Source organism: Nocardioidaceae bacterium (assembly GCA_018672315.1).
Lineage (GTDB): Bacteria > Actinomycetota > Actinomycetes > Propionibacteriales > Nocardioidaceae > TYQ2.
In genome coordinates this window covers 2,978,469-3,002,712 of record CP076053.1, presented here as the reverse complement: position 1 = coordinate 3,002,712, position 24,244 = coordinate 2,978,469, and the positions used below count along the sequence as shown (strand labels likewise).

26 protein-coding genes are annotated in these 24,244 nt (G+C 71.4%); 17 read left to right on the top strand and 9 right to left on the bottom strand.

Annotated elements, in window-relative coordinates:
- Positions 1-54: 54 nt before the first annotated feature.
- From KLP28_14460 to KLP28_14425, 8 genes are all read right to left on the bottom strand, one after another.
- Positions 55-2,418, bottom strand: a complete 2,364-nt coding sequence (locus tag KLP28_14460) for a GAF domain-containing protein (protein ID QWC84750.1) — start codon at positions 2,416-2,418, stop codon at positions 55-57.
- Positions 2,415-2,882 carry a chemotaxis protein CheW gene (locus KLP28_14455; protein ID QWC84749.1) on the bottom strand — a complete coding sequence of 156 codons (468 nt, stop codon included), beginning with the start codon at positions 2,880-2,882 and terminating at the stop codon, positions 2,415-2,417. Before KLP28_14455 ends, KLP28_14460 begins: the two co-directional genes overlap by 4 nt.
- On the bottom strand, positions 2,879-5,071 hold the full coding sequence (locus tag KLP28_14450) for a chemotaxis protein CheW (GenBank protein ID QWC84748.1): 2,193 nt from the start codon (positions 5,069-5,071) through the stop codon (positions 2,879-2,881). The genes KLP28_14455 and KLP28_14450 overlap by 4 nt, the downstream gene beginning before the upstream one ends.
- A 170-nt stretch (positions 5,072-5,241) precedes the next feature.
- Positions 5,242-5,544: a carbon storage regulator CsrA gene (csrA, locus tag KLP28_14445; protein QWC84747.1), complete on the bottom strand. Its 303-nt coding sequence runs from the start codon at positions 5,542-5,544 to the stop codon at positions 5,242-5,244.
- A 50-nt stretch (positions 5,545-5,594) separates the two neighbouring features.
- Entirely contained in the window at positions 5,595-6,026 is a 432-nt protein-coding gene (locus tag KLP28_14440; GenBank protein ID QWC84746.1) for a flagellar assembly protein FliW, read from the bottom strand.
- Positions 6,026-6,913, bottom strand: a complete 888-nt coding sequence (locus KLP28_14435; protein QWC84745.1) for a hypothetical protein — start codon at positions 6,911-6,913, stop codon at positions 6,026-6,028. The genes KLP28_14440 and KLP28_14435 overlap by 1 nt, the downstream gene beginning before the upstream one ends.
- Positions 6,913-8,232, bottom strand: coding sequence for a flagellar hook-associated protein FlgK (gene flgK, locus KLP28_14430; protein ID QWC84744.1), 1,320 nt, complete (start codon positions 8,230-8,232; stop codon positions 6,913-6,915). Before flgK ends, KLP28_14435 begins: the two co-directional genes overlap by 1 nt.
- 1 nt (position 8,233) lies before the next feature.
- Positions 8,234-8,713, bottom strand: coding sequence for a flagellar protein FlgN (locus KLP28_14425; GenBank protein ID QWC84743.1), 480 nt, complete (start codon positions 8,711-8,713; stop codon positions 8,234-8,236).
- 267 nt (positions 8,714-8,980) lie between these two features.
- Between KLP28_14425 and KLP28_14420 the strand changes: the two genes are divergently transcribed.
- From KLP28_14420 to KLP28_14380, 9 genes are all read left to right on the top strand, one after another.
- Complete coding sequence (locus KLP28_14420; GenBank protein QWC86997.1) at positions 8,981-9,778, top strand: sigma-70 family RNA polymerase sigma factor; 798 nt, start codon at positions 8,981-8,983, stop codon at positions 9,776-9,778.
- Positions 9,779-10,090: 312 nt separating this feature from the next.
- Entirely contained in the window at positions 10,091-11,581 is a 1,491-nt protein-coding gene (locus tag KLP28_14415) for a hypothetical protein (GenBank protein QWC84742.1), read from the top strand.
- Positions 11,582-11,725: 144 nt separating this feature from the next.
- On the top strand, positions 11,726-12,904 hold the full coding sequence (locus KLP28_14410; protein QWC84741.1) for a flagellin: 1,179 nt from the start codon (positions 11,726-11,728) through the stop codon (positions 12,902-12,904).
- A 216-nt stretch (positions 12,905-13,120) separates the two neighbouring features.
- Positions 13,121-13,939, top strand: a complete 819-nt coding sequence (locus tag KLP28_14405; GenBank protein QWC84740.1) for a flagellin — start codon at positions 13,121-13,123, stop codon at positions 13,937-13,939.
- A gap of 182 nt (positions 13,940-14,121) precedes the next feature.
- Positions 14,122-15,231: a flagellin gene (locus KLP28_14400; protein QWC86996.1), complete on the top strand. Its 1,110-nt coding sequence runs from the start codon at positions 14,122-14,124 to the stop codon at positions 15,229-15,231.
- A gap of 221 nt (positions 15,232-15,452) precedes the next feature.
- Positions 15,453-16,796: a flagellar filament capping protein FliD gene (gene fliD / locus KLP28_14395; protein QWC84739.1), complete on the top strand. Its 1,344-nt coding sequence runs from the start codon at positions 15,453-15,455 to the stop codon at positions 16,794-16,796.
- A gap of 98 nt (positions 16,797-16,894) precedes the next feature.
- Complete coding sequence (fliS, locus tag KLP28_14390; GenBank protein QWC84738.1) at positions 16,895-17,299, top strand: flagellar export chaperone FliS; 405 nt, start codon at positions 16,895-16,897, stop codon at positions 17,297-17,299.
- The gene (locus KLP28_14385) at positions 17,296-17,628 is read left to right on the top strand and encodes a hypothetical protein (GenBank protein ID QWC84737.1); all 333 of its coding nucleotides are present in this window, start codon (positions 17,296-17,298) and stop codon (positions 17,626-17,628) included. Before fliS ends, KLP28_14385 begins: the two co-directional genes overlap by 4 nt.
- Before the next feature lie 97 nt (positions 17,629-17,725).
- A complete protein-coding gene (locus tag KLP28_14380; protein QWC84736.1) occupies positions 17,726-19,015 on the top strand; it encodes an HNH endonuclease in 1,290 nt (429 codons plus the stop codon).
- Positions 19,016-19,046: 31 nt separating this feature from the next.
- Here the strand turns inward: KLP28_14380 and cheB are convergent, their stop codons facing one another.
- The gene (gene cheB, locus KLP28_14375) at positions 19,047-20,144 is read right to left on the bottom strand and encodes a chemotaxis-specific protein-glutamate methyltransferase CheB (protein QWC84735.1); all 1,098 of its coding nucleotides are present in this window, start codon (positions 20,142-20,144) and stop codon (positions 19,047-19,049) included.
- A 100-nt stretch (positions 20,145-20,244) separates the two neighbouring features.
- On the opposite strand from cheB, the gene KLP28_14370 reads away from it, so the two are divergent.
- The 8 genes from KLP28_14370 (at position 20,245) to KLP28_14335 (ending at position 24,239) form a co-directional block, all read left to right on the top strand.
- Positions 20,245-21,123, top strand: a complete 879-nt coding sequence (locus tag KLP28_14370; GenBank protein QWC84734.1) for a protein-glutamate O-methyltransferase CheR — start codon at positions 20,245-20,247, stop codon at positions 21,121-21,123.
- On the top strand, positions 21,123-21,515 hold the full coding sequence (locus tag KLP28_14365; GenBank protein QWC84733.1) for a response regulator: 393 nt from the start codon (positions 21,123-21,125) through the stop codon (positions 21,513-21,515). Before KLP28_14370 ends, KLP28_14365 begins: the two co-directional genes overlap by 1 nt.
- Entirely contained in the window at positions 21,512-22,072 is a 561-nt protein-coding gene (locus tag KLP28_14360) for a chemotaxis protein CheX (protein QWC84732.1), read from the top strand. Before KLP28_14365 ends, KLP28_14360 begins: the two co-directional genes overlap by 4 nt.
- Complete coding sequence (locus KLP28_14355) at positions 22,069-22,434, top strand: response regulator (GenBank protein QWC84731.1); 366 nt, start codon at positions 22,069-22,071, stop codon at positions 22,432-22,434. Before KLP28_14360 ends, KLP28_14355 begins: the two co-directional genes overlap by 4 nt.
- A 5-nt stretch (positions 22,435-22,439) precedes the next feature.
- The gene (locus KLP28_14350; protein QWC84730.1) at positions 22,440-22,961 is read left to right on the top strand and encodes a hypothetical protein; all 522 of its coding nucleotides are present in this window, start codon (positions 22,440-22,442) and stop codon (positions 22,959-22,961) included.
- Between the two features lie 162 nt (positions 22,962-23,123).
- Positions 23,124-23,477, top strand: a complete 354-nt coding sequence (gene flgB / locus KLP28_14345) for a flagellar basal body rod protein FlgB (GenBank protein QWC84729.1) — start codon at positions 23,124-23,126, stop codon at positions 23,475-23,477.
- Positions 23,477-23,866 (top strand): flagellar basal-body rod protein FlgC, encoded by a 390-nt coding sequence (locus KLP28_14340; GenBank protein ID QWC84728.1) that lies wholly within the window; start codon positions 23,477-23,479, stop codon positions 23,864-23,866. Before flgB ends, KLP28_14340 begins: the two co-directional genes overlap by 1 nt.
- A gap of 16 nt (positions 23,867-23,882) precedes the next feature.
- Positions 23,883-24,239 carry a flagellar hook-basal body complex protein FliE gene (locus KLP28_14335; GenBank protein ID QWC86995.1) on the top strand — a complete coding sequence of 119 codons (357 nt, stop codon included), beginning with the start codon at positions 23,883-23,885 and terminating at the stop codon, positions 24,237-24,239.
- Positions 24,240-24,244 lie beyond the last annotated feature (5 nt).

Genomic DNA, 24,244 nt, shown 5'->3' with positions numbered 1-24,244 from the left:
CCTGGTGACGGGTGCGGTGGCGTTCACACCGCACAGGGTCTCAGCAGGCGTCGCTCACACCGTGAATCGACCCACCAGCCCCTTCAGCTCGCTCGCCATCGAGGCCACGTCGCCCGCCGACTGCAGGGTGTTCTCCGAGCCGCGACGCGTGCCGTCGGCGGCGGTCGCGACCTGGGTGATGTCCTCGCTGATCTCGTTGGCGCCCGTCGCCGCCTCGGTCACGCTGCGGGCGATCTCGTTCGTCGTGGCCGTCTGCTCCTCGACCGCGGAGGCGATGGTCGTCTGGATGTCGCTGATCCGCTCGATGACCTCCGAGATCTCCGCGATCGCCGAGACCGCACCGGTGGTGTCGGACTGGATCGCCTCGATCTTCGTCGAGATGTCCTCGGTGGCCCGGGCGGTCTCCTTGGCCAGCTCCTTGACCTCGTTCGCGACGACCGCGAAGCCCTTGCCGGCGTCGCCGGCACGGGCCGCCTCGATGGTCGCGTTGAGCGCGAGCAGGTTGGTCTGCTGCGCGATGGAGGTGATGACCTTGACGACCTTGCCGATCTCCAAACTGGACTGGCCGAGGTTCGCGACCGTCTGCTGCGCCGAGGCCGCCACGGCCACCGCGCTGCCCGCGACCGTCGCGGCCTCGCTGGCGTTCTGGGAGATCTCCCTGATGCTCGCGGTCATCTCCTCCGCGGCGGAGGCGACGGTCTGGATCGAGGCGGAGACCTCCACCGCGGCGTGCGAGCTGCTCGCGGCGCGGTCGGAGGTCGTCGTCGCGCCCTCTCCCATGCCCTGGGAGAGGATCGTCAGCTGCTCGGCCGCGACGGCCAGCGTGTCCGCCGTCGTGCCGATCTCCCCCATGGAGGCGCGCAGGGTGTCCAGGAGGGTGGCGAGGCCTCCGGCGAGACGGTCCACGGCGCTGTCGCCGTGCAGGTCCAGCGGCCGCGTGAGGTCGCCCTGCGCGGCCGCGCTGACGACCTCGAGCACCAGGTCGACCTTGCGGGCGGTCTCGGCGGCGACACGGCGCTCCTCGTCCTGGGCGACGACGCGGTCCAACGCCTGGGAGACCAGACGTCCCACGTTGCGCAACGCCTCGAGCCGCTGGTCGGTGGGCACCAGGGTCTCGGTGGCGAAGAAGTCCATCGTGCCGACGATCTCGCCGCCGACACGGATCGGGAACACCACACCGGACTTCACCCCGACCCGCTGCGCCGCCGGCGCGCGGACGCAGTCGGTCATCTCGCCCAGGTCGGGGGTGAAGAACAGGTCGCCGCTGGCCCACGCCCGCCCCGAGAGACCCACGCCCCTGGCGAACGAGGCCGCCAGCGTGACCTGGCGGAACTCCTCCCCCGCGTCGCCGGACTCCAGCACGAACTTCAAGGTGTCGTCGGCCGGGTCGATGCGCCAGAAGGACCCGTACGCCCAGCCGAAGCGGGCGCGCACCGCGTCCAGCGCCTCGCGGACCGCGGTCTCCTCGTCCGCGGCCGTCGCCAGCCGCGAGAGCACGTCGTTGACCGCGTCGACGTCCTGCGCCGCCTCGCTCTGCGTCGCCTCGCGCCGCAAACGGTCCAACGCCGCGGAGACCAGCTCACCGACGCTGCGCAGGGAGTCCAGGCGCTGCGCGGTGGGCTCGAGGGTCTCGGTGGCGAAGAAGTCCATCGTGCCGACGATCTCGCCGCCGACACGGATCGGGAACACCACACCGGACTTCACCCCGACCCGCTGCGCCGCCGGCGCGCGGACGCAGTCGGTCATCTCGCCCAGGTCGGGGGTGAAGAACAGGTCACCGCTGGCCCACGCCCGCCCCGAGAGACCCACGCCCTTGGCGAAGGACGCGGCCAGCGTGACTTGGCGGAACTCCTCCCCCGCGTACCCCGACTCCTGCACGAAGCGCAGCGTCCCGTCGGTCGGGTCGATGCGCCAGAAGGACCCGTACGCCCAGCCGAACTCCTCACGGACGGTGTTCAGGGCGTCGCGGACCGCCGTCTCCTCGTCGTGGCACGCGCCGACGCGGCGCAGCACGGTGGAGACGGCCTGGGTGTCCGAGACGGCCTGGTCGCGCTCCTCGAGGACCCTGCGCCGGTCCGTCAGGTCCTCCCAGGCGACGAGGGATCCGCCCTCGCACGGCGTCCGGCGAACGGACAGGACGCGACCCTCGACCGTCTGCTCGGTGACCCCGATGTCGGGGTCGACGCCGAGGACCGAGCCGACGTCGGCGCCGACGACCATCCCGGCGGTGCCTGCCGCGCCGCTGCGGGTGGCCGACGCCAGCGCGGCGGGGTTGGCGTGCGTGACGCGCCCGTCGTGGTCGAGCAGGAGGACCGACGTCGGGACGGCGTCGAGGAGATCCAGCGTCGGCGTACGCCGTGGGCTGCTGCGCACGGGCAGGTCCTCGTCGCTGGCGCGGGGTTCGAAGAGCTCGGTCATGGGTTCCCTCCGGAGGTGTCAACGGGTGAGTCGATGGCGGCGTCGGGGTCGAGCACCAGCAGGGACGACCCCGCGTGGCCGATGACGCCGGAGACCACCGCGCGGATCCGCGCGGGGACGTTGCTGGGGACCGCGACGGGCGCCGCGTCCACGGGGACGACGTCCCCGATGTCGTCGACGACGAGGCTGACGACCTCGCCGCGACTGCGGACCACGATGTTCATCGCGGGTCGGCCGGTCGGGCGCGGCCTCAGACCCAGGCAGCTGCGCAGGTCGATGGCCGTGACGATCTGTCCGCGCAGGTTGATCAGGCCCAGGACCGCGCCGGGTGCCCGCGGCACCGGGGTGAGCGGCTGCTCGCGCAGCACCTCCTGGACCCACTGCACGGGGACGCCGAAGAGCTGGCCGTCGACCCAGCAGGTGCAGACCTGCTCGATGTCGGAGGTCATCGGGGCCGCGCTCATGCGACCACCTCCGCCGCCCGTACGACGTCGTGCAGGTCGACCAGGTCGGTGACCTGGTCGGCGACGACCGCCGAGCCGGTGACGCCCGGGCGACGCCCCACCGAGGAGGGCACCGCTGCGCTCTCGACGACGTCGACGACCTGGTCGAACACGAGCCCGACGCGGGTCCCGTCGCCCTCGTGCACCACGAGGCTCAGCCGGTCGCGGCCGTCCGAGGTGTCGGGCAGGCCGATCGCCGTCGCGAGGCGTACGAGGGGCAGCAGGCCGTCGCGGTACTGCACGACCTCCCGGTCGCCGGTCCACTCGACGGTGTCGGCGGCGATGTCCTCCAGCCGTGCCACCTCGGCGAGCGGCAGGGCCGCCCGTCGGCCACCCGCGACCTCCAGCACCAGCAGCGACCGCGAGGTCTCGAGGGTCTGCGGAGCCGCGGTCGACGCCGTGACCGCGACGTCGGCGTGCAGGCCGTGCAGGCCGTGCAGGCCGTGCGAGGCGGCGATGCCGGCGACGTCGAGGATCAGCGAGACCCGGCCGTCGCCCATGATGGTGGCGCCGGCGTAGGTCCCGAGGCCCTTGAGCGCACGGCCGATGGGCTTCACGACGATCTCCTGGGTGTCGTGGACGTCGTCGACGGCCAGGCCGAAGCGGGCCCCGTCGGCCTCGACGACGACCACGACCAGGGCGTCCGGCCGGGTCGGTGGCAGGCCGAGCTCGTCGGCGAGCCTGACCAGGGGCAGCCGGTCGCCACGCAGGTGCAGCACCGGGGCGCCGGCGACCTGCTCGACCTCGGGGGCGTCCTGACCACCCTCCAGCCGCACGAGCTCGACAAGGTCGCTCTGGGGGATCGCGTACCGCTCGCCCGCCTCGGCGACGACCAGCGCCGGGATGATCGCCAGGGTCAACGGGATACGCACCCGGCAGGTGGTGCCCCGACCCGTCTCCGAGGTGAGGTCGACCGTGCCGCCGATGCGCTCGATGTTGGTGCGCACCACGTCCATGCCGACGCCTCGGCCGGAGACGTTCGTGACCTCGGCGGCGGTGGAGAAGCCGGGTCGGAAGAGCAGCTCGACCAGCTCCTTGTCGGTCATGCGGTCGGCCTCGTCGCGACCCACGACCCCACGCGACACGGCTGTCCGGGCGATCCTCGCCGGGTCGAGGCCGGCGCCGTCGTCGCTGATCTCGATGACCACGAGGCCGTTCTCGTGACTGGCGCGCAGGAGCAGTCGACCGGTGCGGGCCTTGCCCAGCTGCTCCCGCGTCGACGGGGGCTCGATGCCGTGGTCGAGCGCGTTGCGCACCAGGTGCGCCAAGGGGCCCTTGAGGGCCTCGAGCAAGGAGCGGTCCAGCTCGGTGTCGTGCCCCTCGAGCCGCAGGTCGACCTCGCGGCCCAGCTGACGCGCGAGGTCGCGGACGACGCGCGGCATCTTCGCCCACACCTGACCGATGGGTTGCATCCGCGTCCGCATCACCGACTCCTGGAGCTCCGAGGCCACGAGGTCCAGGCGCTGCGAGGCGCGCAGCAGCTCGACGTCGTCGGTCACCGAGGTGCGCTGCAGGATCTGGTTGCGCGTGAGCACCAGCTCACCGACGAGCTGCACGAGGTCGTCGAGCAGCGCCACGTCGACGCGGATGCTGGCGTCCACGACGCTGCCCGGTGGGTCGACCTCGGGCGGGGGATCGTCGGACTGCAGCTCGGGCTGCGGCGCGGACTCGGGACGGGGCTCGGGACGGGGCTCGGGCTGGGACTCGAGCTCGGGGAGGGGCTCGGCTCGCTGCAGGTCGGTCGCCGGGGGCGGCGTACGGCCCTCGAGCGCGGCCTGGAGGGCGGCCACGACCTCGTCGACCTCGGGGACGCCGTCGGCGTCGGTGCGGTGCTGCTCGACCTGCACCAGCAGGGCGCGGACGGTGTCGACCATCCGCAGCAGCTGCTCGCCGATGTCGGGGGTCAGCTCCATCTGCCCGTCGCGCAGGCGCGAGAGGAGGTTTTCCCCGACGTGGGTCAGGTTCTCCAGGCGCGTCAGCGCGAGGAATCCGCTGGTGCCCTTGATCGTGTGGATGGCGCGGAAGATCCCGCTGAGCAGCTCGCGGGAGGACGGGTCGCGCTCCAGCTCGACCAGGTCCCGGTCGAGCTGGTCGAGCTGCTCGTGGCTCTCCACGAGGAACTCCTCGACGATCTCCTCGTCCTCGTCCATCGTGTGCCTCCCCCGGCTCCGACTGCGTCACGGCGCGGTTGCCGGGGTCGGACGACACCGGGAGCCGCATCGGGACCATCGGCGGTCGGAGGTCTCGGCTGAGACGAACGCGTGCGTGCCGCGGGAAAGCGGCGAATCTTTTGCCCTCGGGACGTTTGCCCGAGCGCCCCTCAGGGCTGGGAGGACGGGCCTGCGTCGCCGCCCCGGCCCGGGCGATCGGCGCGGGGCAGGTCGAGGCCGCCGCGGCGACCGAGCAGCGCGCCCTTGAGCTGGTCGACGGCGGAGTCCGCCGGCGAGGCCGCGTCGCGGTTGGACTCGCCGATCTGCTCGAGCAGCTCGGCGCGGTGGACCGCGACCGAGCGCGGCGCATCGATGCCCACACGCACCACGTCGCCACGCACCTCGAGCACGGTCACGGTGACGTCGTCGCCGATGACGATGCTCTCTCCGATGCGACGGCTCAGGACCAGCATGGGGGCACGCTACCCGCCCGCCCGCGGTGCGGGGCGGAGGTGAGCGGCGCTCACGGCGTGGCGAGTCCCGCCTTCACCGGCCAGGCGGGGTCCTCGAGGATCACCTGCGCGGCCTGCATCGTCGAGGCGTTCACGACGATGGGTGCCGCCAGGTTGACGGTGGTCTCCGCGAGCGACTGGCCGGCCGTGACCACGAGGAGCAGCATCACGTCCTCGGCGCGCTGCACGCCGAGCTCGCCGACGGTCTCGTCGTCGATCACGGGGGCGTACTCGGGGAAGAAGGGGTGCGGCGGCACGACCAGGAAGCGCAGGGCCTCCTCCTCCAGCGACTGCAGGCTGCACAGGAGACTCGCGTCGTCGAGCGCCACGAGGGTGAAGTGGCGGTGCTCGGGGAAGCCCGGCATCGGCCGGGCGAGCTCGATCACGGGCAGGTCCACGTCGGCTCCCTCGGTGGCGGTGTGGTGGGCTGGGGCGGCAGTCATCATCGCAGGAAGTCCAACAGGCTGGGCTGGATCACCCGTGCGGTGGAGGCGAGGGCGGCCTGGTACGCCACCTCCTGGGTGCTGACCTCGATCGAAGCCTCGGCGAGATCTGCGTCCTCGATGTCGGAGAGCCGCGTACGCAGCGAGATCTCGATGTCGGTGGACTGCTGGTATGCCTTCTCGACCTGGGCGTACCGCGTGCCCGCGTCGGCCTGGGCGGTGACGACACGCTCGACCCCGGCCTTGACGGCCGTGATGCCCTCGCCGATGGCGGTGGTGTCGCCGGCACGGACGGCGTTGGCCAGGGCGGCGAGCTGGGTGAAGATCTGCCCGCCCGGGCCGACGACCTGAGTCGCGTCGAGGTTCACGCGCACCTTGATCCCCTCGCCGATGGTGCGGACGACGGCTCCGCTGTCGCCCGCGACGCTGCCGTCGGGGTTCACCGCGACGCCACCGGCGGTGGTGCCCCCCAGCACCGGGCGGTCGAGGTAGGTCTGGTTGGCGGTGGCGATGAGGCTGCTCCTGAGCACCTCGAGCTCCGTGGCGATGGCCTCACGGCCCGCCACCGACAGACCGCCGGTGTTCGCGCCCGCGATGGCCAGCTGGTGGGCGCGCTGCAGCTGGCTCGTCATGGACTGCAGGGTGGAGTCGGTCTGCGCCAGCCAGCCGAGGCCGTCGGAGGCGTTGCGCTCGAACTGCGCCTGCTGCCGGAGCCCGGCGCGCAGCCGCATCGCAGCAGCGGTGTCGGCCGGGGAGTCCGAGGGCCGGTTGAGCACCTTGCCGGTGGACAGCTTCTCCTGGGCGTCGGCGAGTCGACCGAGGCTGCCCTGCAGACGGTCGACCGACCGCTGCGTGAGCATGGTGTGGGTGACGCGAGAGATGCCCATCAGCGGATCCCGGTGCGGTTGATGAGCGTGTCCAGCACCTCGTCGAGCGTACGCATCAGCCGCGCGGCCGCCTCGTAGCCTCGTTGCGCCGCGAGCATGTTCGTCATCTCCTCGTCGAGGTTCACCCCGGCGCCCTGGTCGCGGGCGGCGTCGACCTGGTCGGTCAGCACCCGCTGGTTGGTGGCGAGCCGGGTCGTGGAGGCCACGGTCGCTCCGAAGCCGGAGACGAGGCGGCGGTAGTCGGCGTCGACCCGCACCGCGTCGGCGAGCGCGTCGGCGTTGCCGGCGTCGAGGTTCGCGGGGCCGGAGACCGAGGACGCGGCGACCTGGCGAGGGTCGCTCACGACGACGCGGAGCGTACGGGCCTCGTCCCCGGCGGTGACCGCGACGAGGTCGCCGCCCGGGTTGCCGTCCTGGTCGTGGCCACCGCGATGAGCGGTGTTGACGGCAGCGGCCAGGTCGGCGGCGATCCGGTTCAAGCCGTCGAGGTGCGCGGCGAGGTCGACCTGGACCAGCGCCGTGCGGGCGGCGATCTCGCCGGAGCCCGGCGGCACGTCCGTCGCGGTGAGGGTGGCGGTCTGCTGTCCCTGCACGAGCGCGACGGAGCCAACGGTGAAGTCGTAGCCCCCGTCGGGTCGCAACGAGGCGGAACCGCCGGTCAGCTCGGCGAGGCGCAGGGCGATCCTGTCGCGGTTGTCCATCAGCGTGCTGGCATCGACCTCGGTCAGCGTCGCGGTGTTGATCGCCTTGTTGGTCGCCGCGAGGTCCGAGGCGAGCGTCTCGACCTCGCTCAGCGCCTCGGTGATCGCGACCTGCTGGTCGGTCATCTCGTCCAGCACGTTGCCGGCCTGGCCGCGCAGCGCGTCGCCCACGATGGCGGCCTTCACGAGCACCTGCTGGCGCGCGGCCTGGTCGCCGGGGTTGTTGGCGAGGTCGTCGAAGGAGGCCTTGAGGTCCGCGAGCGCCGCGGCGAGGCCGTCCGGGCCGGGCTCGCCGATCCCGGACTCCAGCCGGCTCAGCGACGTGGCGCGGGTGTCCAGGAAGGTCTGGGAGCCGTGCTCGCGCCGGCTGCGTACGTTGGCCTGCTCCTCGACCATCCGGGTCAGGCCCGCCACGGCGACACCGTCGCCGCCGACCCGGTCGTAGCGCGACCACAGCGCGGGCTGCACGGGAGCACCCACCGAGGCTCCCTCGACGCGGCGGCGTACGTAGCCCTCGGTGCCGACGTTGGCGATGTTGTTGCCGGCGACGTCCATGACGCTCTGGCTGTAGCGCATCGCGCTCAGGGCGATGCCGAGGGAGCCGAAGGTGCCGGCCACGTCACAGGCTCCGGTCGACGAAGTGCTGGCGCGAGGACTCGGTCGTACGCGCCCGGCCGTCGGCGGCGTAGCCGTCGAGGGTCTCGGTGACCGCCATCAGCGACTCCCGCGCCGAGCGCAGGCCCCCGGCGATGAGCGCGCGGTTGGAGTCCGCGGACTCGCCGATCTCACGCGTGAGCTGCTCGAAGGCGTCGCGGTGCTCCAGCAGGATCGACTGCCACGGCTCCTCGCACGCCTCGGCCAGGTCCTTCAGTGAGGCGTTGACCTCCAGACCCACCTCGGCCGCGGCCTGGTCGGCGGCGGCGGAACGCACGATCTCGGTCTGCCGCAGCTGCTCGAGCACGGCCTCGACCTCGCGCGCCGACCGCATCAGCCACCGCGTCCTGCCCGAGGCGAGCACGAGTGTCTCCTGCTCGAGCTTGAACAGCAGCGTCTCCATCTGCTCCCGCTCACGCCACAGCACCAGGGACAGTCGCTCCACGATGGTCCTCCTGGGCTCGAGTGGTGAGTGCGGGTGCGCCGGGATCCGGCGGACGGCGTCGGTAACAGACGAATCGGACGTCGACAGGAAGCCGATCGGCCGGGCCATGGCCCACCTGAGTCATTCGCCCGAGGAGAACTCCGTGCCGAGGTAAAGAAAAGCCGGTTCCGCCACGAAAACGATGACGTCCGCACGAATCTCGCTCCCGTGGACATCACCTCCCGCGCCGACGAGGACGCCGCCGAGCGCTGCCGGGTCACCGCGCACATGCCGCTGGTCGGCCACGTCGTCCGCGAGACGATGGGTCGCGTCCCGAGCCACGTCAGCCGCGACGACCTGACCTCCGCCGGACTGACCGCCCTGGTCAGTGCCGACAGGTCCTTCGACGGGAGTCGCGGGGTGCCGTTCGCCCGCTACGCCGCGACCCGCATCCGGGGCGCCGTGCTGGACGAGCTGCGCAGCGTCGACTGGGCGTCCCGGTCGGTGCGTCGCCGCGCCCGCGACCTGGACCGTACGCGCTCGGAGCTCGCGACGGCACTCGGACGGCCCGCCTCGACCGCAGAGGTCGCCTCGGCCCTCGGCCTGAGCGCGGAGGAGGTGCTCGCCAACGACGAGGACACCGCTCGCGCCCAGGTGATGAGCCTGCAGGCCGGCGAGGGATCGCCCGTCGAGCTGCTGCTCGTGGACAACGCCCCCGCGCCCGAGGAGGTGCTCCTGCGAGGCGAGCAGGTGGCCTACCTCCACGAGGCGATCGCAGAACTGCCGGAGCGGCTGCGCACGGTGGTGGAGCAGTACTTCCTCGCCGAGCGCCCCATGGCCGAGATCGCGGCCGAGCTCGACGTGACCGAGTCGCGGGTCTCCCAGATGCGCGCCGAGGCGCTCGCCCTGATCCGACACGCCCTCGCGACCGCTCTCGAGCCCTGGCTCGTGATCCCCCACCAGCGGCCCGACGGATGCGCCGCGCGCCGCAAGGACGCGTACGTCGCCGCCGTCGCGGCACGCCACGCCGCCGGGGCTGCGGCCGGGGTGCGGCAGGCGTACTCCTCGGTGAACGCCGCGGGCTGAGCCCTCGGTTCGCCCCAGGTCGCGCCAGGTCGCCCCAGGTCGCCCCAGGTCGCGCCCGGGGCCCCTGAACGCCCGCGTATGCGGGCGTCCAGGTGCTTCTGCGGGCTTGCATGCCCGCGCAAGCACGGGAACGCCCGCGTACGCGGGCGTCCAGGGGCCGGCTGACTGGCTGGATGACTGACTGGCCAGCCGGCCGGCTGGCTGGACCGGCAAGGCCCGGCCATGACCCCGCGTACGCCAAGTCGTTGCTGCACCCGGGGACGTCCAGCGAGGCGCACCGGCGTACGCCGTCCTCCGCGGGGGGAGGCAGCCGTGCTGCTCGGGGTACGCCACAACGCACCTGCGTGGGCGGCATCCCACGCACTCGGGGCCCATGCGTCCGACCGTCAGGTCGCCGCGGCACGGCTCGCGTCGGGGCTGCGCATCGCCACGGCCGCCGACGACGCCGCCGGTCTCGCCGTGTCCGAGGGGTTGCGCTCGACCATCGGGGGCAGCAGGGTCGCCCTCCGCAACGTGCAGGACGGCATCGGCATGGTGCGTACGGCCGAGGGCGCCCTCGGCTCCGTCCACCAGCTCGTGCAGCGGATGCGTGACCTGGCCGTTCGGCGCGGCAACGCCGACGCGCTCGGCCCCCAGGCGGTCGCCACGATCGACACCGAGCTGCAGATGCTGCGTGCCGAGGCCGGACGGACCCTCGCAGCCGTCAGCGGACCCGCACGCCGGATGCTCGACGGGTCGACGTCCTCGCTGCAGGTCGGGCCGGCCGCCGACGACCACCTGCTGATGCGTACGCCGGGCCTGACGGTGCTCGCAGCGTTTCTGGCCGGAGACCACGTCGGCGCGACCGGCACCCTCTCCCCTGCTGCCACCAACGCGCCCGCAGCGGTGCAGCCCCACAGCCCGGCCGAGCCGGGTGGGCCGACGGCGACCGCAGCACCGGCGGCGTCGACGGAGCAGGAGGAGCCGGCCGCCACGAACCCCGTGCTGACGGCGACGTCGACCGCGGCAACGACGACGACCGGCTCCACGGTGCGGATCTCGGGTGTGGACCTGCGCGATCCCGACAGCTACGACCGGCTCAACGGCACGATCACCTACCGCGGTGCCGCTCTCGACCTCGCGACGGTGGTCTTCGCGGGCGGCACCTCGGCCGAGACCCGGCTCGCGAGCTTGCAGCAGGCTCTCGACGGCGCCCTCGGAGCCGGCGCCGTCACGGTCTCGGCCGACGGGGTCGATGCCGTCTTCACGGGAGCGGGCGTCGTCGTGCCTCCGGGCAACGGAGGTCCGGGCAACGGAGGTCTGGGCGGTCTGATCGGCGGAGTCGTCGGGGTGATCGGCGGCACCGGCGGCCGTCCCGGCGTCACGGCGCAGGAGGTGCAGGTGTCCTTCACCCCGGCGTCCGCCCCAACGCCGGTGCGGACCCAGCCGGACCCCCTGCCGGACGCGACGCCCCCGCCCGAGAACCCGCCGCCGGCCCCGCAGTCGCCGGAGGATCCCGGAGCGCCGACGGTGCCGGTCACGCCACCACAGGGCGGTCTGATCGCCTCGATCGACGCGGTGCTGGACGACCTGTCCTTGGCTCGTGCCTACCTCGGCGCGGTCGAGAACCGGCTCGGACACACCGCCAGTCGCCTCGGCGCGAGTCTCGGCGCGAGCATCGCGGCTGAGAGCCGCATCTGCGACGCCGACCACGCGCTCGAGGCGTCACACCTGGTGCGGGCGCAGCTGCGGGCGGACGTCGCGTCGGCGATGCTCGCGCATGCCCTGCGTACGCCGGAGCAGCTGCTGTCCCTCCTCCGCTGATCGGGTCGATCCGCCACCTGCGGAGGCGAATGTCGGATTCGCCTCAGGTGCGAGCTCGCGCCGCCGATGGGTGCGTACGAGCGACCACGGACGGGAGCCCATCCATCCACCTCCAGGGACGGCCGGGACCTCCGAGGACACCCCATGGGTCTGCGCATCAACCAGAACATCGACGCCTTCAACAGCTACCGCAACCTCTCGGCGACGCAGGGCGACATGAGCCGGTCGCTGGAGAAGCTCTCCAGCGGTCTGCGCATCAACCGTGCCGCCGACGACGCCGCGGGTCTCGCGATCTCCGAGGGGTTGCGTACGCAGATCGGCGGCCTGAAGGTCGCGGCGCGCAACGCGCAGGACGGCATCTCGGTCGTGCAGACGGCAGAGGGTGCGCTCACCGAGGTGCACGCGATCCTCCAGCGGATGCGCGACCTGGCGGTGCAGTCGGCGAACGGGTCGAACAACCAGGCGTCGCGGGACGCGCTGCAGGCGGAGACCGAGCAGCTGAAGGAGGAGCTGAACCGCATCTCCTCCTCGACGTCGTTCAACGGCGTGAAGCTGCTGGACGGCACGTTCACCTCCACGAGCTTCCAGGTCGGTTCGGACGCCGCCGACAGCATCGAGATCATGATCGGGTTGAAGGTGCCGGCGGCGACGCCGGCGACGTTCGCGAACACGGTGGACCTGGAGAACGACTACTCGGGCACCCCGCTGACGTTCACGATCGACGGGGTCGCTGTCTCCGTGAGCCGCAACCTGGCCGGCGCCGACGGCGACACGGTGGCGACGGCGCTCCAGGCGGCGTACGACAGCGCGCGGGGTGGCCTCGACGAGGACTACCGCTTCGACTACGACGAGACCGCGAACTCTCTGGTGGTGACCAGCACGAGCCGTGGGCCCGGCGCCACCGCCCCGGTGGTCACCGGAGGCATCGCTGCAGGCACGCCCACCGCCACTGCTGGCGCGGCCTCGGCGGCGGCGCCCACGTACGACGCCATGAACACCGCCGGGATGGGCATCGACACGCTCGACATCTCCTCGGCCGACGGTGCGACCGCTGCGCTGAACAGCCTGAGCACCGCCATCACCAAGGTGTCCACGGTGCGCGCGGACCTCGGTGCGATCCAGAACCGCTTCGAGCACACCATCGCGAACGTGAACGTCGCGGTGGAGAACCTGTCCGCGTCGGAGTCCCGGATCCGCGACACCGACATGGCGATGGAGATGACCAGCTTCACGCGCAGCCAGATCCTCAGCCAGGCCGGCACCGCGATGCTCGCGCAGGCGAACCAGTCGATGCAGGGCGTGCTGCGTCTGCTGCAGGGCTGACCGGGCGCTGCAGCAGACGTGGTCGAAACGCGGCGGAGGTAAAGATTCGCCGGATCGGTCGTCGCGAATGGGTCGAGTTCGGCGTTTTCTCACGCAGACCCTTCCGGTCCACGAGACTCGCGTCATCACCCGGTGGTCCAGGACGGACCGCCTCCGAATGTGAGCCCACGGACGGGCTCGTCCCGATGGACAACCGATTCCAAGGACGAGTGCACCATGGGTCTTCGCATCAACCAGAACATCGATGCCTTCAACAGCTACCGCAACCTCTCGGTCACGCAGGGGCAGATGAGCAAGTCGCTGGAGAAGCTCTCCAGCGGTCTGCGCATCAACCGTGCCGCCGACGACGCCGCGGGTCTCGCGATCAGCGAGGGGTTGCGTACGCAGATCGGCGGCCTGAAGGTCGCGGCGCGCAACGCGCAGGACGGCATCTCGGTCTCCCAGACCGCGGAGGGTGCGCTCACCGAGGTGCACTCGATGCTGCAGCGCATGCGGGACCTCGCGGTGCAGTCGGCGAACGGGTCGAACAACCAGGCCTCGCGCAACGCGCTCGACGCCGAGGCGCAGCAGCTCAAGGCCGAGCTCGACCGCATCAGCCAGGCGACGAACTTCAACGGCGTACGCCTGCTCGACGGCACCTTCTCCGCCGTCTTCCAGGTGGGCTCCGAGGCCTCGGACTCGATCACCATCGACATCGACGGGGTCGACACCACCTCGTTGGGCATCGGCGCGGTCGACCTGCTCAGCGACGCGAACGCACGGACCGCCATGGGCACGCTCGACGACGCCATCACCGCGGTGTCGACCGTGCGGGCCAACCTCGGTGCGGTGCAGAACCGCTTCGAGCACACCATCGCCAACCTGAACGTCGCGGTGGAGAACCTCTCGGCCTCGGAGTCCCGCATCCGGGACACCGACATGGCGCTGGAGATGACGCAGTTCACCAAGAGCCAGATCCTCAGCCAGGCCGGCACCGCGATGCTCGCGCAGGCCAACCAGGCGCCGCAGGACGTGCTGCGACTGCTCAACGGCTGATCACGGCGAACGCCCCGCGCTGTCCGTATCGGACATCGCGGGGCGTTCTGCTGTCTCGAGTGGCCGGAAGGTAAAGGTCTGCGCTCGATATCTCAGGTGAGGGAAGCCCGGGCCGAAGGTCCCGGCACAGGAGCCCACGGATGGGCTCGGAGTCCGACCTTGAATTCCAGGAGGGAATCACCATGGGTCTTCGCATCAACCAGAACATCGAGGCGTTCAACAGCTACCGCAACCTCTCGATGACGCAGAGCGACATGAGCAAGTCGCTCGAGAAGCTGTCGTCCGGCTTCCGCATCAACCGCGCCGCCGACGACGCCGCCGGTCTCGCGATCTCCGAGGGCCTGCGCTCGCAGGTCGGTGGCCTGAAGCAGGCCTCCCGCAACGCGCAGGACGGCATCTCCGTCGTGCAGACCGCCGAGGGCGCTCTCACCGAGGTTCACGCGATCCTGCAGCGCATGCGTGACCTGGGAGTGCAGGCATCCAACGACACCAACAACACCGAGGCTCGCGCCGCCATCACGACGGAGGTCACACAGCTGCAGGCGGAGCTCTCGCGCATCTCGGAGAGCACGAACTTCAACGGCACCAACCTGCTCAACGGCGACTCGGCCTCGCTCAACTTCCAGGTGGGTGCCGATGGTGACGCCAACAGCCGAATCAACGTCGCACTGACCGACGTCTCCGTCATCGCGGACACCTTGACCTCGTCGGCGAAGGGCACCAACAACGTCAACACGAGCGACATCGCCGCGGGCGACGTCATCAGCATCACCAACGGCACCTCCACGGTTGACTACACCGCCGTCGCCGGTGACTCTGCCTCACTCGGGGCGTTGGTTGACAACTTGAACGCGAGTAGCGACTTCAGCAACACCTTCACCGCATCGGTAAACGCGAACGGTCAGCTGGAGATCGTGTCGAAGAGTGGCGGTACCGTCGCCGTCACCTCCGACGGCGATGGTTTCGACACCACCAGTGCCTCGACTGCGGCGATCAGTTTTGGGTCCCACTCCGCCGCCCAAGCGGCCATCGGGGTGATCGACACAGCGATCGCCGACATCTCTGAGGCGCGTGCCAACCTTGGCGCCTCGCAGAACCGCCTCGAGCACACGATCAACAACCTGAACGTGTCGGTCGAGAACCTCTCGGCGTCTGAGTCCCGGATCCGCGACACCGACATGGCCACGGAGATGATGGAGTTCACGCGCTCCCAGATCCTCAGCCAGGCCGGCACCGCGATGCTCGCCCAGGCCAACCAGGCCTCGCAGGGCGTACTCTCGCTGCTCCGCTGATCCACCCGCACGACCAGCAGCAGCACCACCGCAGCACCCACCCACGACCCGGGTCGGGCGGAGAACCCGCCCGACCCGGGCTTCGTGGTTGGTGGCCAGACCGATCGGTGAAGAACCGCGCAATCGTCTGCGGCCCGCCCGCGCGGCACCCTAGCCTCGATCGACCACCCGTACGCCCCGCGTCGCCCCGAGTCACGCGGGCGCCAGCAGAGGAGGACCGCATGGCCAACGCCAGCATCGGCGGACTCGCCAGCGGCCTCGACACGTCCTCGATCATCAGCCAGCTGATGCAGCTCGAGGCGATCCCGCAGACCCGGCTGCAGCAGCGGCTGGACAAGACCAACTCGCTGCTCACGACGATGCGTACGGTCAACTCCAACCTCGCCGGCATCGGCACCAAGGCCGAGAAGCTCGCCGACCCCGCGAACTGGACGCCCACGAAGGCCACCAGCTCCGTCGACACCGTCTCCATCACGGCGTCGAAGGACGCCCAGCCCGGCTCCTATGACCTCACCGTCGACCAGGTCGCCCGCTCGCACCAACTCGGCTACACCGCCGCAGCGGCCCTGACCGACGTCGTGCTCACCGGCTCCACCCAGATCCGCCTGGACCGACTCGACGGCACCACCGTCGACGTCGGGACCACCGACGGCACCCTGCAGGGCGTCATCGACGCCCTCAACGACCCTGCCAACGACACCGGCCTGCGAGCCAGCGCCGTCAAGGTCGCCGACGGCTCCTACCGGCTGCTGGTCGAGTCCAAGGACACCGGCGCCGCCTCGGACTTCACGCTGACCAACACCGACGGGTCGGCCGTGCTCGGCGGAGCCACCGTCCGTGCCGGGCAGGACGCCCAGGTCACCTTCGGCGCCGGCATCACCGCCACCTCGGCGACCAACACCTTCGCCGACCTCCTTCCCGGGGTCACCGTCACCCTCGGCGCCACGACCGCGACCGGGAGTGCCGTACGCCTCGATGTCAGCCGTGACACCGCCGGCCTGGTGAAGGACGTCAAGGCGCTCGTCGACGCGATGAACACCTCGCTGACCGAGATCGACAACCTCACCAAGTACAACGCCACGACCAACGCCTCCGGCAAGCTCGCCGGCGAGAGCTCCGTACGCGCGGCCCGGACAGCGCTGGCATCCGCCGTCTTCTCCGCGACCGGAGGCTCGCTCTCCGAGATCGGCATCGAGCTGACCCGCGAGGGCACCCTGACCTTCGACGACGCGAAGTTCACCGAGGCCTACAACGCAGACCCCGCGGGCGTCGCAGCACGCTTCACCGGCACCGACGGCTTCGCCGGACGGGTGCAGACCGTCGCCGAGGGCGCCTCTGACAAGACGGACGGCACCGTCACCGCAGCCATTCAGGGCAAGGAGTCGACCACCAAGCTCCTGAAGGACGACATCGCGCGGTGGGACGACCGACTCGAGCTGCGGCGCACCACCCTGACGCGTACGTTCACCGCCCTGGAGACGGCGCTGTCGCGTCTGCAGGCCGAGGGCAACTGGCTCGCCGGCCAGCTCGGGTCGCTGCCGTCGTACAGCTCCGGCCAGGGATGACCTGCTTAACCCGAGGTCACCTCAGGCGTACCGGCTGGCGGCCGATTGGCAGGGCGTCCACCCGCAGTTCACTCACATAGCCACGGAAGGCCGCTGAGATGATCCCCAACGCCCGCAACGCGTACGCCGCCAACTCGATCGCCACCGCCTCACCGGGACGGCTGCTCGTCATGCTGTACGACCGGCTCGCCCTCGACGTCCGTCGGGCCGGCGTGGCCCAGGACGCGGGCGACCACGACGCAGCGCGGACACAGCTGCTCCACGCCCAGGAGATCGTCACCGAGCTGCACTCGACACTCAAGGTCGACCTGTGGGAGGGCGGGCCGGCACTGTCCGGGCTGTACGCGTACCTGACCAAGCGGCTCATCGAGGCCAACATCGGTCGCGACCGGGCCGCGACCGCGGAGTGCCAGACCATCATCGACGACCTCGCCGGTGCCTGGCGCGAGGCGCTCCTCACCGGCGCCGCCGGCCCCAACGTGCCGGTGGTCGCCAGCGCATGAGCCACTCCCCCGCGCCGGCGGCATCGGCATCAGACTGGGACTCCACCCTCGACGGGTTGGAGACCTCGCTGCTGGCGTGGGAGGCATGGCTCGAGGACGTCTCCGGCGAGCCGCCGGACCAGTGGTCGCCACCATCACAGCTGGCCCCGCTGACCACGGAGCACGTCGCCCGCGCCGAGGCTCTGCATCGTCGCTACACCGAGGTGTCCGCTCTGGCCGGTCGCCGGCTCGACGAGGTCCGGCGTGAGCGGGCGCAGGTGAAGGCGCCGCGTACGGGTGGTGGATACGCGCCGACACCTCAGTCGGCGTATCTCGACCTGGAGGCGTGAGGGCGGATCGCGTGCTTCCGAGGCCTTGGCATTTGATTCGTCCACAGGTCGGCGCGTCCCAACCACGATCGAACATATGTTCGAGTAATATGTGTGCATGACCTCGCTCCTGGACCCCGCCCCGATCGTTGGGCGGTCGCGTGAGCGGGGTCCCCGGGAGACGGTCAGCTCGGTGCATGACGCGCTCGACGCCGCGGGTCCGGTCGAGGGGCTCTCATCGCGGGAGTGCGACGCGTTGATCGCTGAGGTCGCACGCGCGAGGGCGCGGTTGCAGGCGTACGAGCTGCGGCTGGTCGCCGCGGCTGCGAAGACGACCGTGGCCTCTGATGCAGGGGTGCGTACCACCAGCGACTGGCTCGCGGCCCGCACCCGCACCACCGGTGCAGCCGCTGCCCGCACCGTCGGTCTGGCTGCCGACCTCGACCAGCGGCTCCCCGCCACCGGGCAGGCCCTGGACGCCGGGCTGGTCTCCCGCGAGCACGCCGCGGTGATCGCGCACGCCACCGCCCAGCTCCCCACCGGGCTGTCCGCCCAGGACAAGGCCACCGTCGAGCAGCGGCTCGTCGAGCGCAGCCGCACCCTGGACCCGACCCAGCTCCGCCGCCACGCCCGCCGGGTCCTCGAGGTCGTCGAACCCGACCCCGCCGTGGTCGATGCCCACGAGGACGCGCAGCTCGTCGATGAGGAGTCCCGCGCCCTGGCCAAGGCCCGGTTGACGCTGCACGACAACGCAGACGGCACCGTGACCGGACACTTCACCGTCCCCCACCTGGCCGGGTCGGTGCTGCGGAAGATCCTGGCCGCGATGACCGCCCCCCGCCGCGCCGCGCTCGGCGCCACCCAGGCCCAAGGAGCTCAGCCGCTGGGTCACGGTGGACGGGACTGGGCCCACGAGCGCGGTGTCGCGTTCGCGGACCTCCTCGAGCACCTGCCGACCGACCGGCTCTCGGGCAAGACCGCGACCACCCTCGTGGTGACCATGGACCACACCACACTCGCGGGGGCGGTGAAGGCGGCCGGCATCGACACCGGTGAGCGGCTCTCCGCCGCGACCACCCGGCGCCTCGCGTGCAGCTCCGGGCTCGTGCCGGTCGTGCTCGGTGGGGAGTCCCAACCGCTGGACCTCGGCCGGCAACGCCGCCTGTTCTCCGAGGCCCAACGCCTCGCAGGAGCGACCCGACACACCACCTGCGCCGCGACCGGGTGCCAGACCCCCTACGCCTGGACCGAGCTGCACCACGCCAGACCCTGGTCCCACGGCGGCACCACCGACCTGGACGACATGCTCCCGCTGTGCACGTTCCACCACCGCCGCATCCACGACCACAGCTACCAGCACCGACGACAACCCGACGGCACCATCAATTTCTCACGCCGACGGTGCTGACGCCCCCCGGACAGCGCGTGCGTCGTGACCGTCATCCTGCCCGGCGGCGGACGAGCTGTCCGATACGGGCGGCCATCGAGGCGAGCGGCAGCACCTCGTCCGCGGCGCCGGCGGCGACCACGGCGCCGGGCATCCCCCACACCACCGAGCTGTCCTCGTCCTGGGCCAGCACACTTCCTCCGGCCGCCGCGACGGCGCGCGCGCCGGCGGCGCCGTCCGATCCCATGCCCGTCAGCACCACGGCGAGCGCGCGGGGCCCGTACGCCGCGGCCACCGACTCCAGCGTGGGGTCGACGGCGGGGCGGCAGAAGTGCACCGGGGGCTCCTGATCCAGGTGCAGCCTCGCGTGGCCGGCGCGGCGGGACACCCGCAGGTGGAAGTCACCGGGCGCCAGGGTGACCTGACCGGCGGAGAGCTCCTCCCCGTCGACCGCCTCGCGCACGGGCAGCGGACACACCCGGCCCAGCCGTTCCGCGAGCAGCGTCGTGAACACGGCCGGCATGTGCTGCACGACGAGCACCGGCACCCCCAGGTCAGCAGGCAGGTCACGCAGCAGCAGCGACAGCGCGTCCGGACCACCCGTGGAGCAGCCCACGACCACGACCTCGGGCTGTCGACGCGCGGCCTTGGCCCCCGCCCCACCGCCCTGTACATCGGCCGGGACCGAGGCCGACACCGCACCCGCGAGCACCGCGACCTCGCGGCGTACCCCCAGGGCACGAACCTTCGGCAGCAGCTGCTCGCGCACCGCCGCCATCGAGGCCGTCACCGCTCCCCCGCCGGCCGGCTTCTGCACGTAGTCGCTCGCCCCTGACGTCAAGGCCGTCACCGTGGTGGCGGCGCCCTGCTCGGTCAGGGAGGAGAACATGACGACAGGCAGCCGCGGGTTGTCGGTCCGCAGGCGTCGCAACGTCGCGAGGCCGTCCATGCGAGGCATCTCGACGTCGAGCGTGACCACGTCGGGACGTTCCCGCGCGACGACCTCGAGCGCCTGCATCCCGTCCTCCGCCTGGCCCACGACCGTGATCTGAGGGTCGGAGCGGAGCACGGCGCAGACCACCCGGCGTATGGCCGTCGAGTCGTCGACGACGACGACCCTGATCACCGGAGGACTCCCACGACCACCCATTCGGCGTCCGCATCACCCGCCTGAGCGCAACGCAAACGCGTTTGCGTTTCTTCACCGTCGAAGACCTCAAGGTCGTCCGCGCAGGTCCGATGAGACTGCCATGGGGGTATCGACAGCAAGCTTCTCGTTCGTCGCTGAGCTGATGCAGCGCGAGACCTCGATGCTGTACGGACCGGGCAAGGAGTACCTCGTCGAGGCCCGACTTCTGCCCCTGGCGCGCGAGGCCGCAGCGACCGACGTCGACGCGTACGTCGAACGCATCCGCACCGACAGCCGTGAGCGCGCCCGCGCCGTCGACGCCCTGACCATCAACGAGACCAGCTGGTTCCGCGACAACGCCCCGTACGAGGCCTTCCGCTCCACGGTCCTGCCGAGCCTGGTCCAGGCGCGGATGCACCGCCGTCACCTGCGCATCTGGTCGGCGGCGTGCTCCAGCGGTCAGGAGGCGTACAGCATCGCGATGCTCCTCGACGAGCACCTCCCGGCCGGCTGGACCGCCGAGATCCTCGCCACCGACGTCTCGCACGCCATGGTCGACCGGGTCGCCCAAGGCCGCTACAGCCAGGTCGAGATGAACCGCGGCCTGCCCGCCCCGATGCTGGTCAAGCACTTCACCCGCGAGGGTCGCGACTGGGTCATCTCCCCGCGGCTGCGCGCGATGGTGCGCAGCCGCCAGATGAACCTGTGCACCCCCTTCGTCGGGCTCCCCACCTTCGACCTCGTGCTGGTGCGCAACGTCCTCATCTACTTCGACGTCGAGGTCAAGCGCGACGTGCTCCGCCGGATGCACCAGCACGTCGCCCCCGACGGCTTCCTGATGCTCGGTTCGACCGAGACCAGCCTCGACCTCGACCCGGACTCCTGGCAGCGCGAGCTCGCCGGCACCGTCCCGCTGCACCGACCCCAGCACGGCCCGCAGCACAGCCCCACCAGCTCTGCGCCGGCCCGCTCGCTGGCCATGTCCCGAGGAGTCTCCTGATGCTCGCCCTCGTCGTCGACGACTCACGCACGATGCGATCCATCCTGCGGCGCACCCTCCGGTCGCTCGGTTACGACACCGTCGAGGCCGAGAACGGTGCCGACGCGCTCGCCGTGCTGGAGTCCGGCGTCGCACCCGACGTGTGCCTCATCGACTGGAACATGCCCGTTCTCGACGGTCTCGGGTTCATCCATGCCGTGAAGCAGCGCCCGCACTGGCGACACCTGGTGCTGATGATGGTCACCAGCGAGGCGGAGACCAGCGCGATCGTGCGGGCTCTCGCCGCGGGCGCCCACGAGTACCTGGTCAAGCCCTTCACGGCCGACGCGATCGCGGACAAGCTCCAGATCCTCGGCCTCCCCACCCACCGTCACGACGAGGTCCCCGCATGAGCATCCACCCGGCCCCCCTCGACCCCGGCGTCGACCCCACGGTCGCAGCGTCAGCACCCACCAGCGCCGACCTGGAGGCCCTTCTGGTCGAGACCTGGGAGAGCTACCTCAGCGACGGCGGACCCGCGATCCCGTGGCCCACCGCACCGGTCGACGACGAGACGGTCGGCTGGTCCGCCTCCGTCTGCTTCGACGGCACCTGGCGCTGCCTGGTGGCGCTGGAGATGCAGGGCACCACCGCGGAGGCCGCGACCCGCGAGCTCCTCGCGCTCGACGGCGACGAGGAGATCACCGACGAGGACATCTCCGATGCCGTCGGCGAGCTCGTCAACATCCTCGGCGGTGCGGTGAAGTCGATCGTCGCCGCGACCAGCAGCCTCTCGCTGCCCGTCGTCGCGGCCGGACGGGTCGCCCTGCCCCGCCACAGCACCCGCCTCTGCGACGTCGCGGTGCGCTGGCACGGCCGCCCCGTCCGCGTCCACCTGCACGCGGTCGGTTCCACCGCGGACACCGGTGAGCACACCGGCCACACCGGCCTGACCGGGGAGGTGCCGTGAAGATCATCGTCGCCGACGACAGCAAGGTGATGCGCCGCATCGTCGTGCGTACGCTGCGTCAGGCCGGCCACGGCGGCCACGAGGTGATCGAGGCCGAGAACGGCCGCGAATGCCTCGACCTGGTCACCGACCGGACCCCGGACCTGGTGCTCTCGGACTGGAACATGCCGGAGATGACCGGCATCGAGTGCCTCGACGCCCTCCGGGCGCAAGGCACGGAGGTGCCCTTCGGCTTCGTCACCTCCGAGGGGTCGCCCGAGATGCGAGAGCGTGCCGCCCGGTCCGGAGCACTGTTCCTCATCGCGAAACCGTTCACCGCCGAGACGTTCGCCGAGGCGCTCGACCCGCTGCTCGGGAGCTGAGCACCGTGCAGGGTTCACAGGCCACCGTTCCGGCGTCGGTCCACCTGCCCTCCCCGACCGAGGTCAGGGAGGTGCTGGGTGCGCTCGTGGGGAAGCCCGTCGAGCTGCAGCCGGCCGCCGCACTCGTCCCCTCCACCCGATCTGTCTGCAGCGTCGGCACCTATGCCGACGAGAGCGGGCGTACGCGTGCGGTCGCCGTGCTCGACCGTTCCCTCACGGTGCGTCTCGGCGCGGCGCTGAGCCTCCTGCCCCGTCAGGAGGCCGAGGAGCTCGTCGCGGCCGCCGGCCGGGGTGAGCCCCTGGGCGAGGAGCTCGGCGAGAACGTCGAGGAGGTGCTCAACGTGCTCGCCACCGCGTTCAACGCCGTGCCCGGCGTCCACGTGAAGCTCCACGCCTTCCACGTCGCGGGCACCGAGGTGCCCCAGCAGACCCGGATGGGCTGCTACTCGCTGGGCCGTCGTGAGGACCACGAGGTCAGCGTGGAGGGCTACGGCACCGGCCGACTCGCCCTCGTGCTCGTGTCCTGATCGGTGCAGGTCAGAAGGCGTTCAGTAAAGAAAGACAGCGCTTTCGTGAATCCCCGGCGGTGACCCCGCCCCCTCTCCAAGATGTCACCTGAGCAGGATCGCTCACACCCCTGGCCGACGGACCGGCCCCCTCGTTGCCCCGCATCGACCAGGAGGTCCGACGTGCCGTTCTCAGCCAACGACGCCGTGATGGCGACCCTCGGCTCGGCGCTCGACGCCGTCTCGCTGCGCCAGCGCGTCACCGCCGACAACATCGCGAACCTGGACACCCCCGGCTTCCGTGCGGTCTCCGTGGAGTTCGAGTCCTCGCTGCGCTCCGCGCTTGCCGACGGCGACCCGCGCAACGACACCGTCACCGCCAGCACCCGCCTGACCGACACCCCCGTCGACGGCACCGGCAACTCCGTCGACCTGCGCAAGGAGACGCTCGCCGCGATGCAGAGCCAGTACCAGTACGCCATGCTCACCCGCGCCGTCACCAACCGCTTCGAGCTGCTGAAGACGGTGGCCTCCTGATGGGCGGCTTCGACGTGCTCGCCATCGCCAACTCGGCGCTGGGTGCCCACCAGACCTGGCTCGACGCGCTCGGCCACAACATCGCGAACGCCAACGTCGTACGCCGCACCGACGAGGAGGCCTTCCGCGAGCAGCTCGTCGACGTCGTCACCGCCCCCGAGGGCGGTGTCGCGGTGCGCTCGATCCAGCAGGGCGACGGCGAGGGCCGCATGGTGCACGACCCCGACCACCCGTTGGCGGACGAGAACGGCTACGTGCGGATGACGTCCATGGACATGAACACCCAGATGACAGCGCTGATCGTCGCGCAGCGTGGCTACCAGGCCCAGGTCAGCGTCACCCAGACCGCCCGGGCCGACTACGACGCCGCCCTGCAGATCGGACGATGACGTGAGCGTCCCAGGCATCGGCGGCGTCGGTGGCATCGGCTTCACGCCGTTCGTCACCCCGCGCGCCGGCGACTCCCCGGTCGTCAGCTCCCCCACCGCCGCCGGGGGTGCCGCGAGCACCGGCAGCACCGCGGCGACCGGCCCGGGTGGGCAGTCCTTCGGCGACATGGTCGTCGACGGCATCGAGCGGCTCGAGCAGACCCAGGACCGCGCCGACCAGCTCTCGGTGCAGGCCGCCACCGGCGACGCCGCGAGCATGCACAGCTACATGATGGCCGCCACCGAGGCGTCCGTGACCACCCAGGTGACCGTCGCCGCGCGCAACAAGGCGCTCGAGGCGTTCACCGAGATCATGCGCCTCCCGATCGGCTGACCTGA

What these genes read in the sequence shown, in the direction of transcription:
- KLP28_14460 (QWC84750.1), bottom strand. Translation starts at nt 2,418, where the DNA reads ATGACCGAGCTCTTCGAACCCCGCGCCAGCGACGAGGACCTGCCCGTG.
- KLP28_14455 (QWC84749.1), bottom strand. Translation starts at nt 2,882, where the DNA reads ATGAGCGCGGCCCCGATGACCTCCGACATCGAGCAGGTCTGCACCTGC.
- KLP28_14450 (QWC84748.1), bottom strand. Translation starts at nt 5,071, where the DNA reads ATGGACGAGGACGAGGAGATCGTCGAGGAGTTCCTCGTGGAGAGCCAC.
- csrA (QWC84747.1), bottom strand. Translation starts at nt 5,544, where the DNA reads ATGCTGGTCCTGAGCCGTCGCATCGGAGAGAGCATCGTCATCGGCGAC.
- KLP28_14440 (QWC84746.1), bottom strand. Translation starts at nt 6,026, where the DNA reads ATGACTGCCGCCCCAGCCCACCACACCGCCACCGAGGGAGCCGACGTG.
- KLP28_14435 (QWC84745.1), bottom strand. Translation starts at nt 6,913, where the DNA reads ATGGGCATCTCTCGCGTCACCCACACCATGCTCACGCAGCGGTCGGTC.
- KLP28_14420 (QWC86997.1), top strand. Translation starts at nt 8,981, where the DNA reads ATGCCGCTGGTCGGCCACGTCGTCCGCGAGACGATGGGTCGCGTCCCG.
- KLP28_14410 (QWC84741.1), top strand. Translation starts at nt 11,726, where the DNA reads ATGGGTCTGCGCATCAACCAGAACATCGACGCCTTCAACAGCTACCGC.
- KLP28_14405 (QWC84740.1), top strand. Translation starts at nt 13,121, where the DNA reads ATGGGTCTTCGCATCAACCAGAACATCGATGCCTTCAACAGCTACCGC.
- KLP28_14400 (QWC86996.1), top strand. Translation starts at nt 14,122, where the DNA reads ATGGGTCTTCGCATCAACCAGAACATCGAGGCGTTCAACAGCTACCGC.
- fliD (QWC84739.1), top strand. Translation starts at nt 15,453, where the DNA reads ATGGCCAACGCCAGCATCGGCGGACTCGCCAGCGGCCTCGACACGTCC.
- fliS (QWC84738.1), top strand. Translation starts at nt 16,895, where the DNA reads ATGATCCCCAACGCCCGCAACGCGTACGCCGCCAACTCGATCGCCACC.
- KLP28_14385 (QWC84737.1), top strand. Translation starts at nt 17,296, where the DNA reads ATGAGCCACTCCCCCGCGCCGGCGGCATCGGCATCAGACTGGGACTCC.
- KLP28_14380 (QWC84736.1), top strand. Translation starts at nt 17,726, where the DNA reads ATGACCTCGCTCCTGGACCCCGCCCCGATCGTTGGGCGGTCGCGTGAG.
- cheB (QWC84735.1), bottom strand. Translation starts at nt 20,144, where the DNA reads ATGGGTGGTCGTGGGAGTCCTCCGGTGATCAGGGTCGTCGTCGTCGAC.
- KLP28_14370 (QWC84734.1), top strand. Translation starts at nt 20,245, where the DNA reads ATGGGGGTATCGACAGCAAGCTTCTCGTTCGTCGCTGAGCTGATGCAG.
- KLP28_14365 (QWC84733.1), top strand. Translation starts at nt 21,123, where the DNA reads ATGCTCGCCCTCGTCGTCGACGACTCACGCACGATGCGATCCATCCTG.
- KLP28_14360 (QWC84732.1), top strand. Translation starts at nt 21,512, where the DNA reads ATGAGCATCCACCCGGCCCCCCTCGACCCCGGCGTCGACCCCACGGTC.
- KLP28_14340 (QWC84728.1), top strand. Translation starts at nt 23,477, where the DNA reads ATGGGCGGCTTCGACGTGCTCGCCATCGCCAACTCGGCGCTGGGTGCC.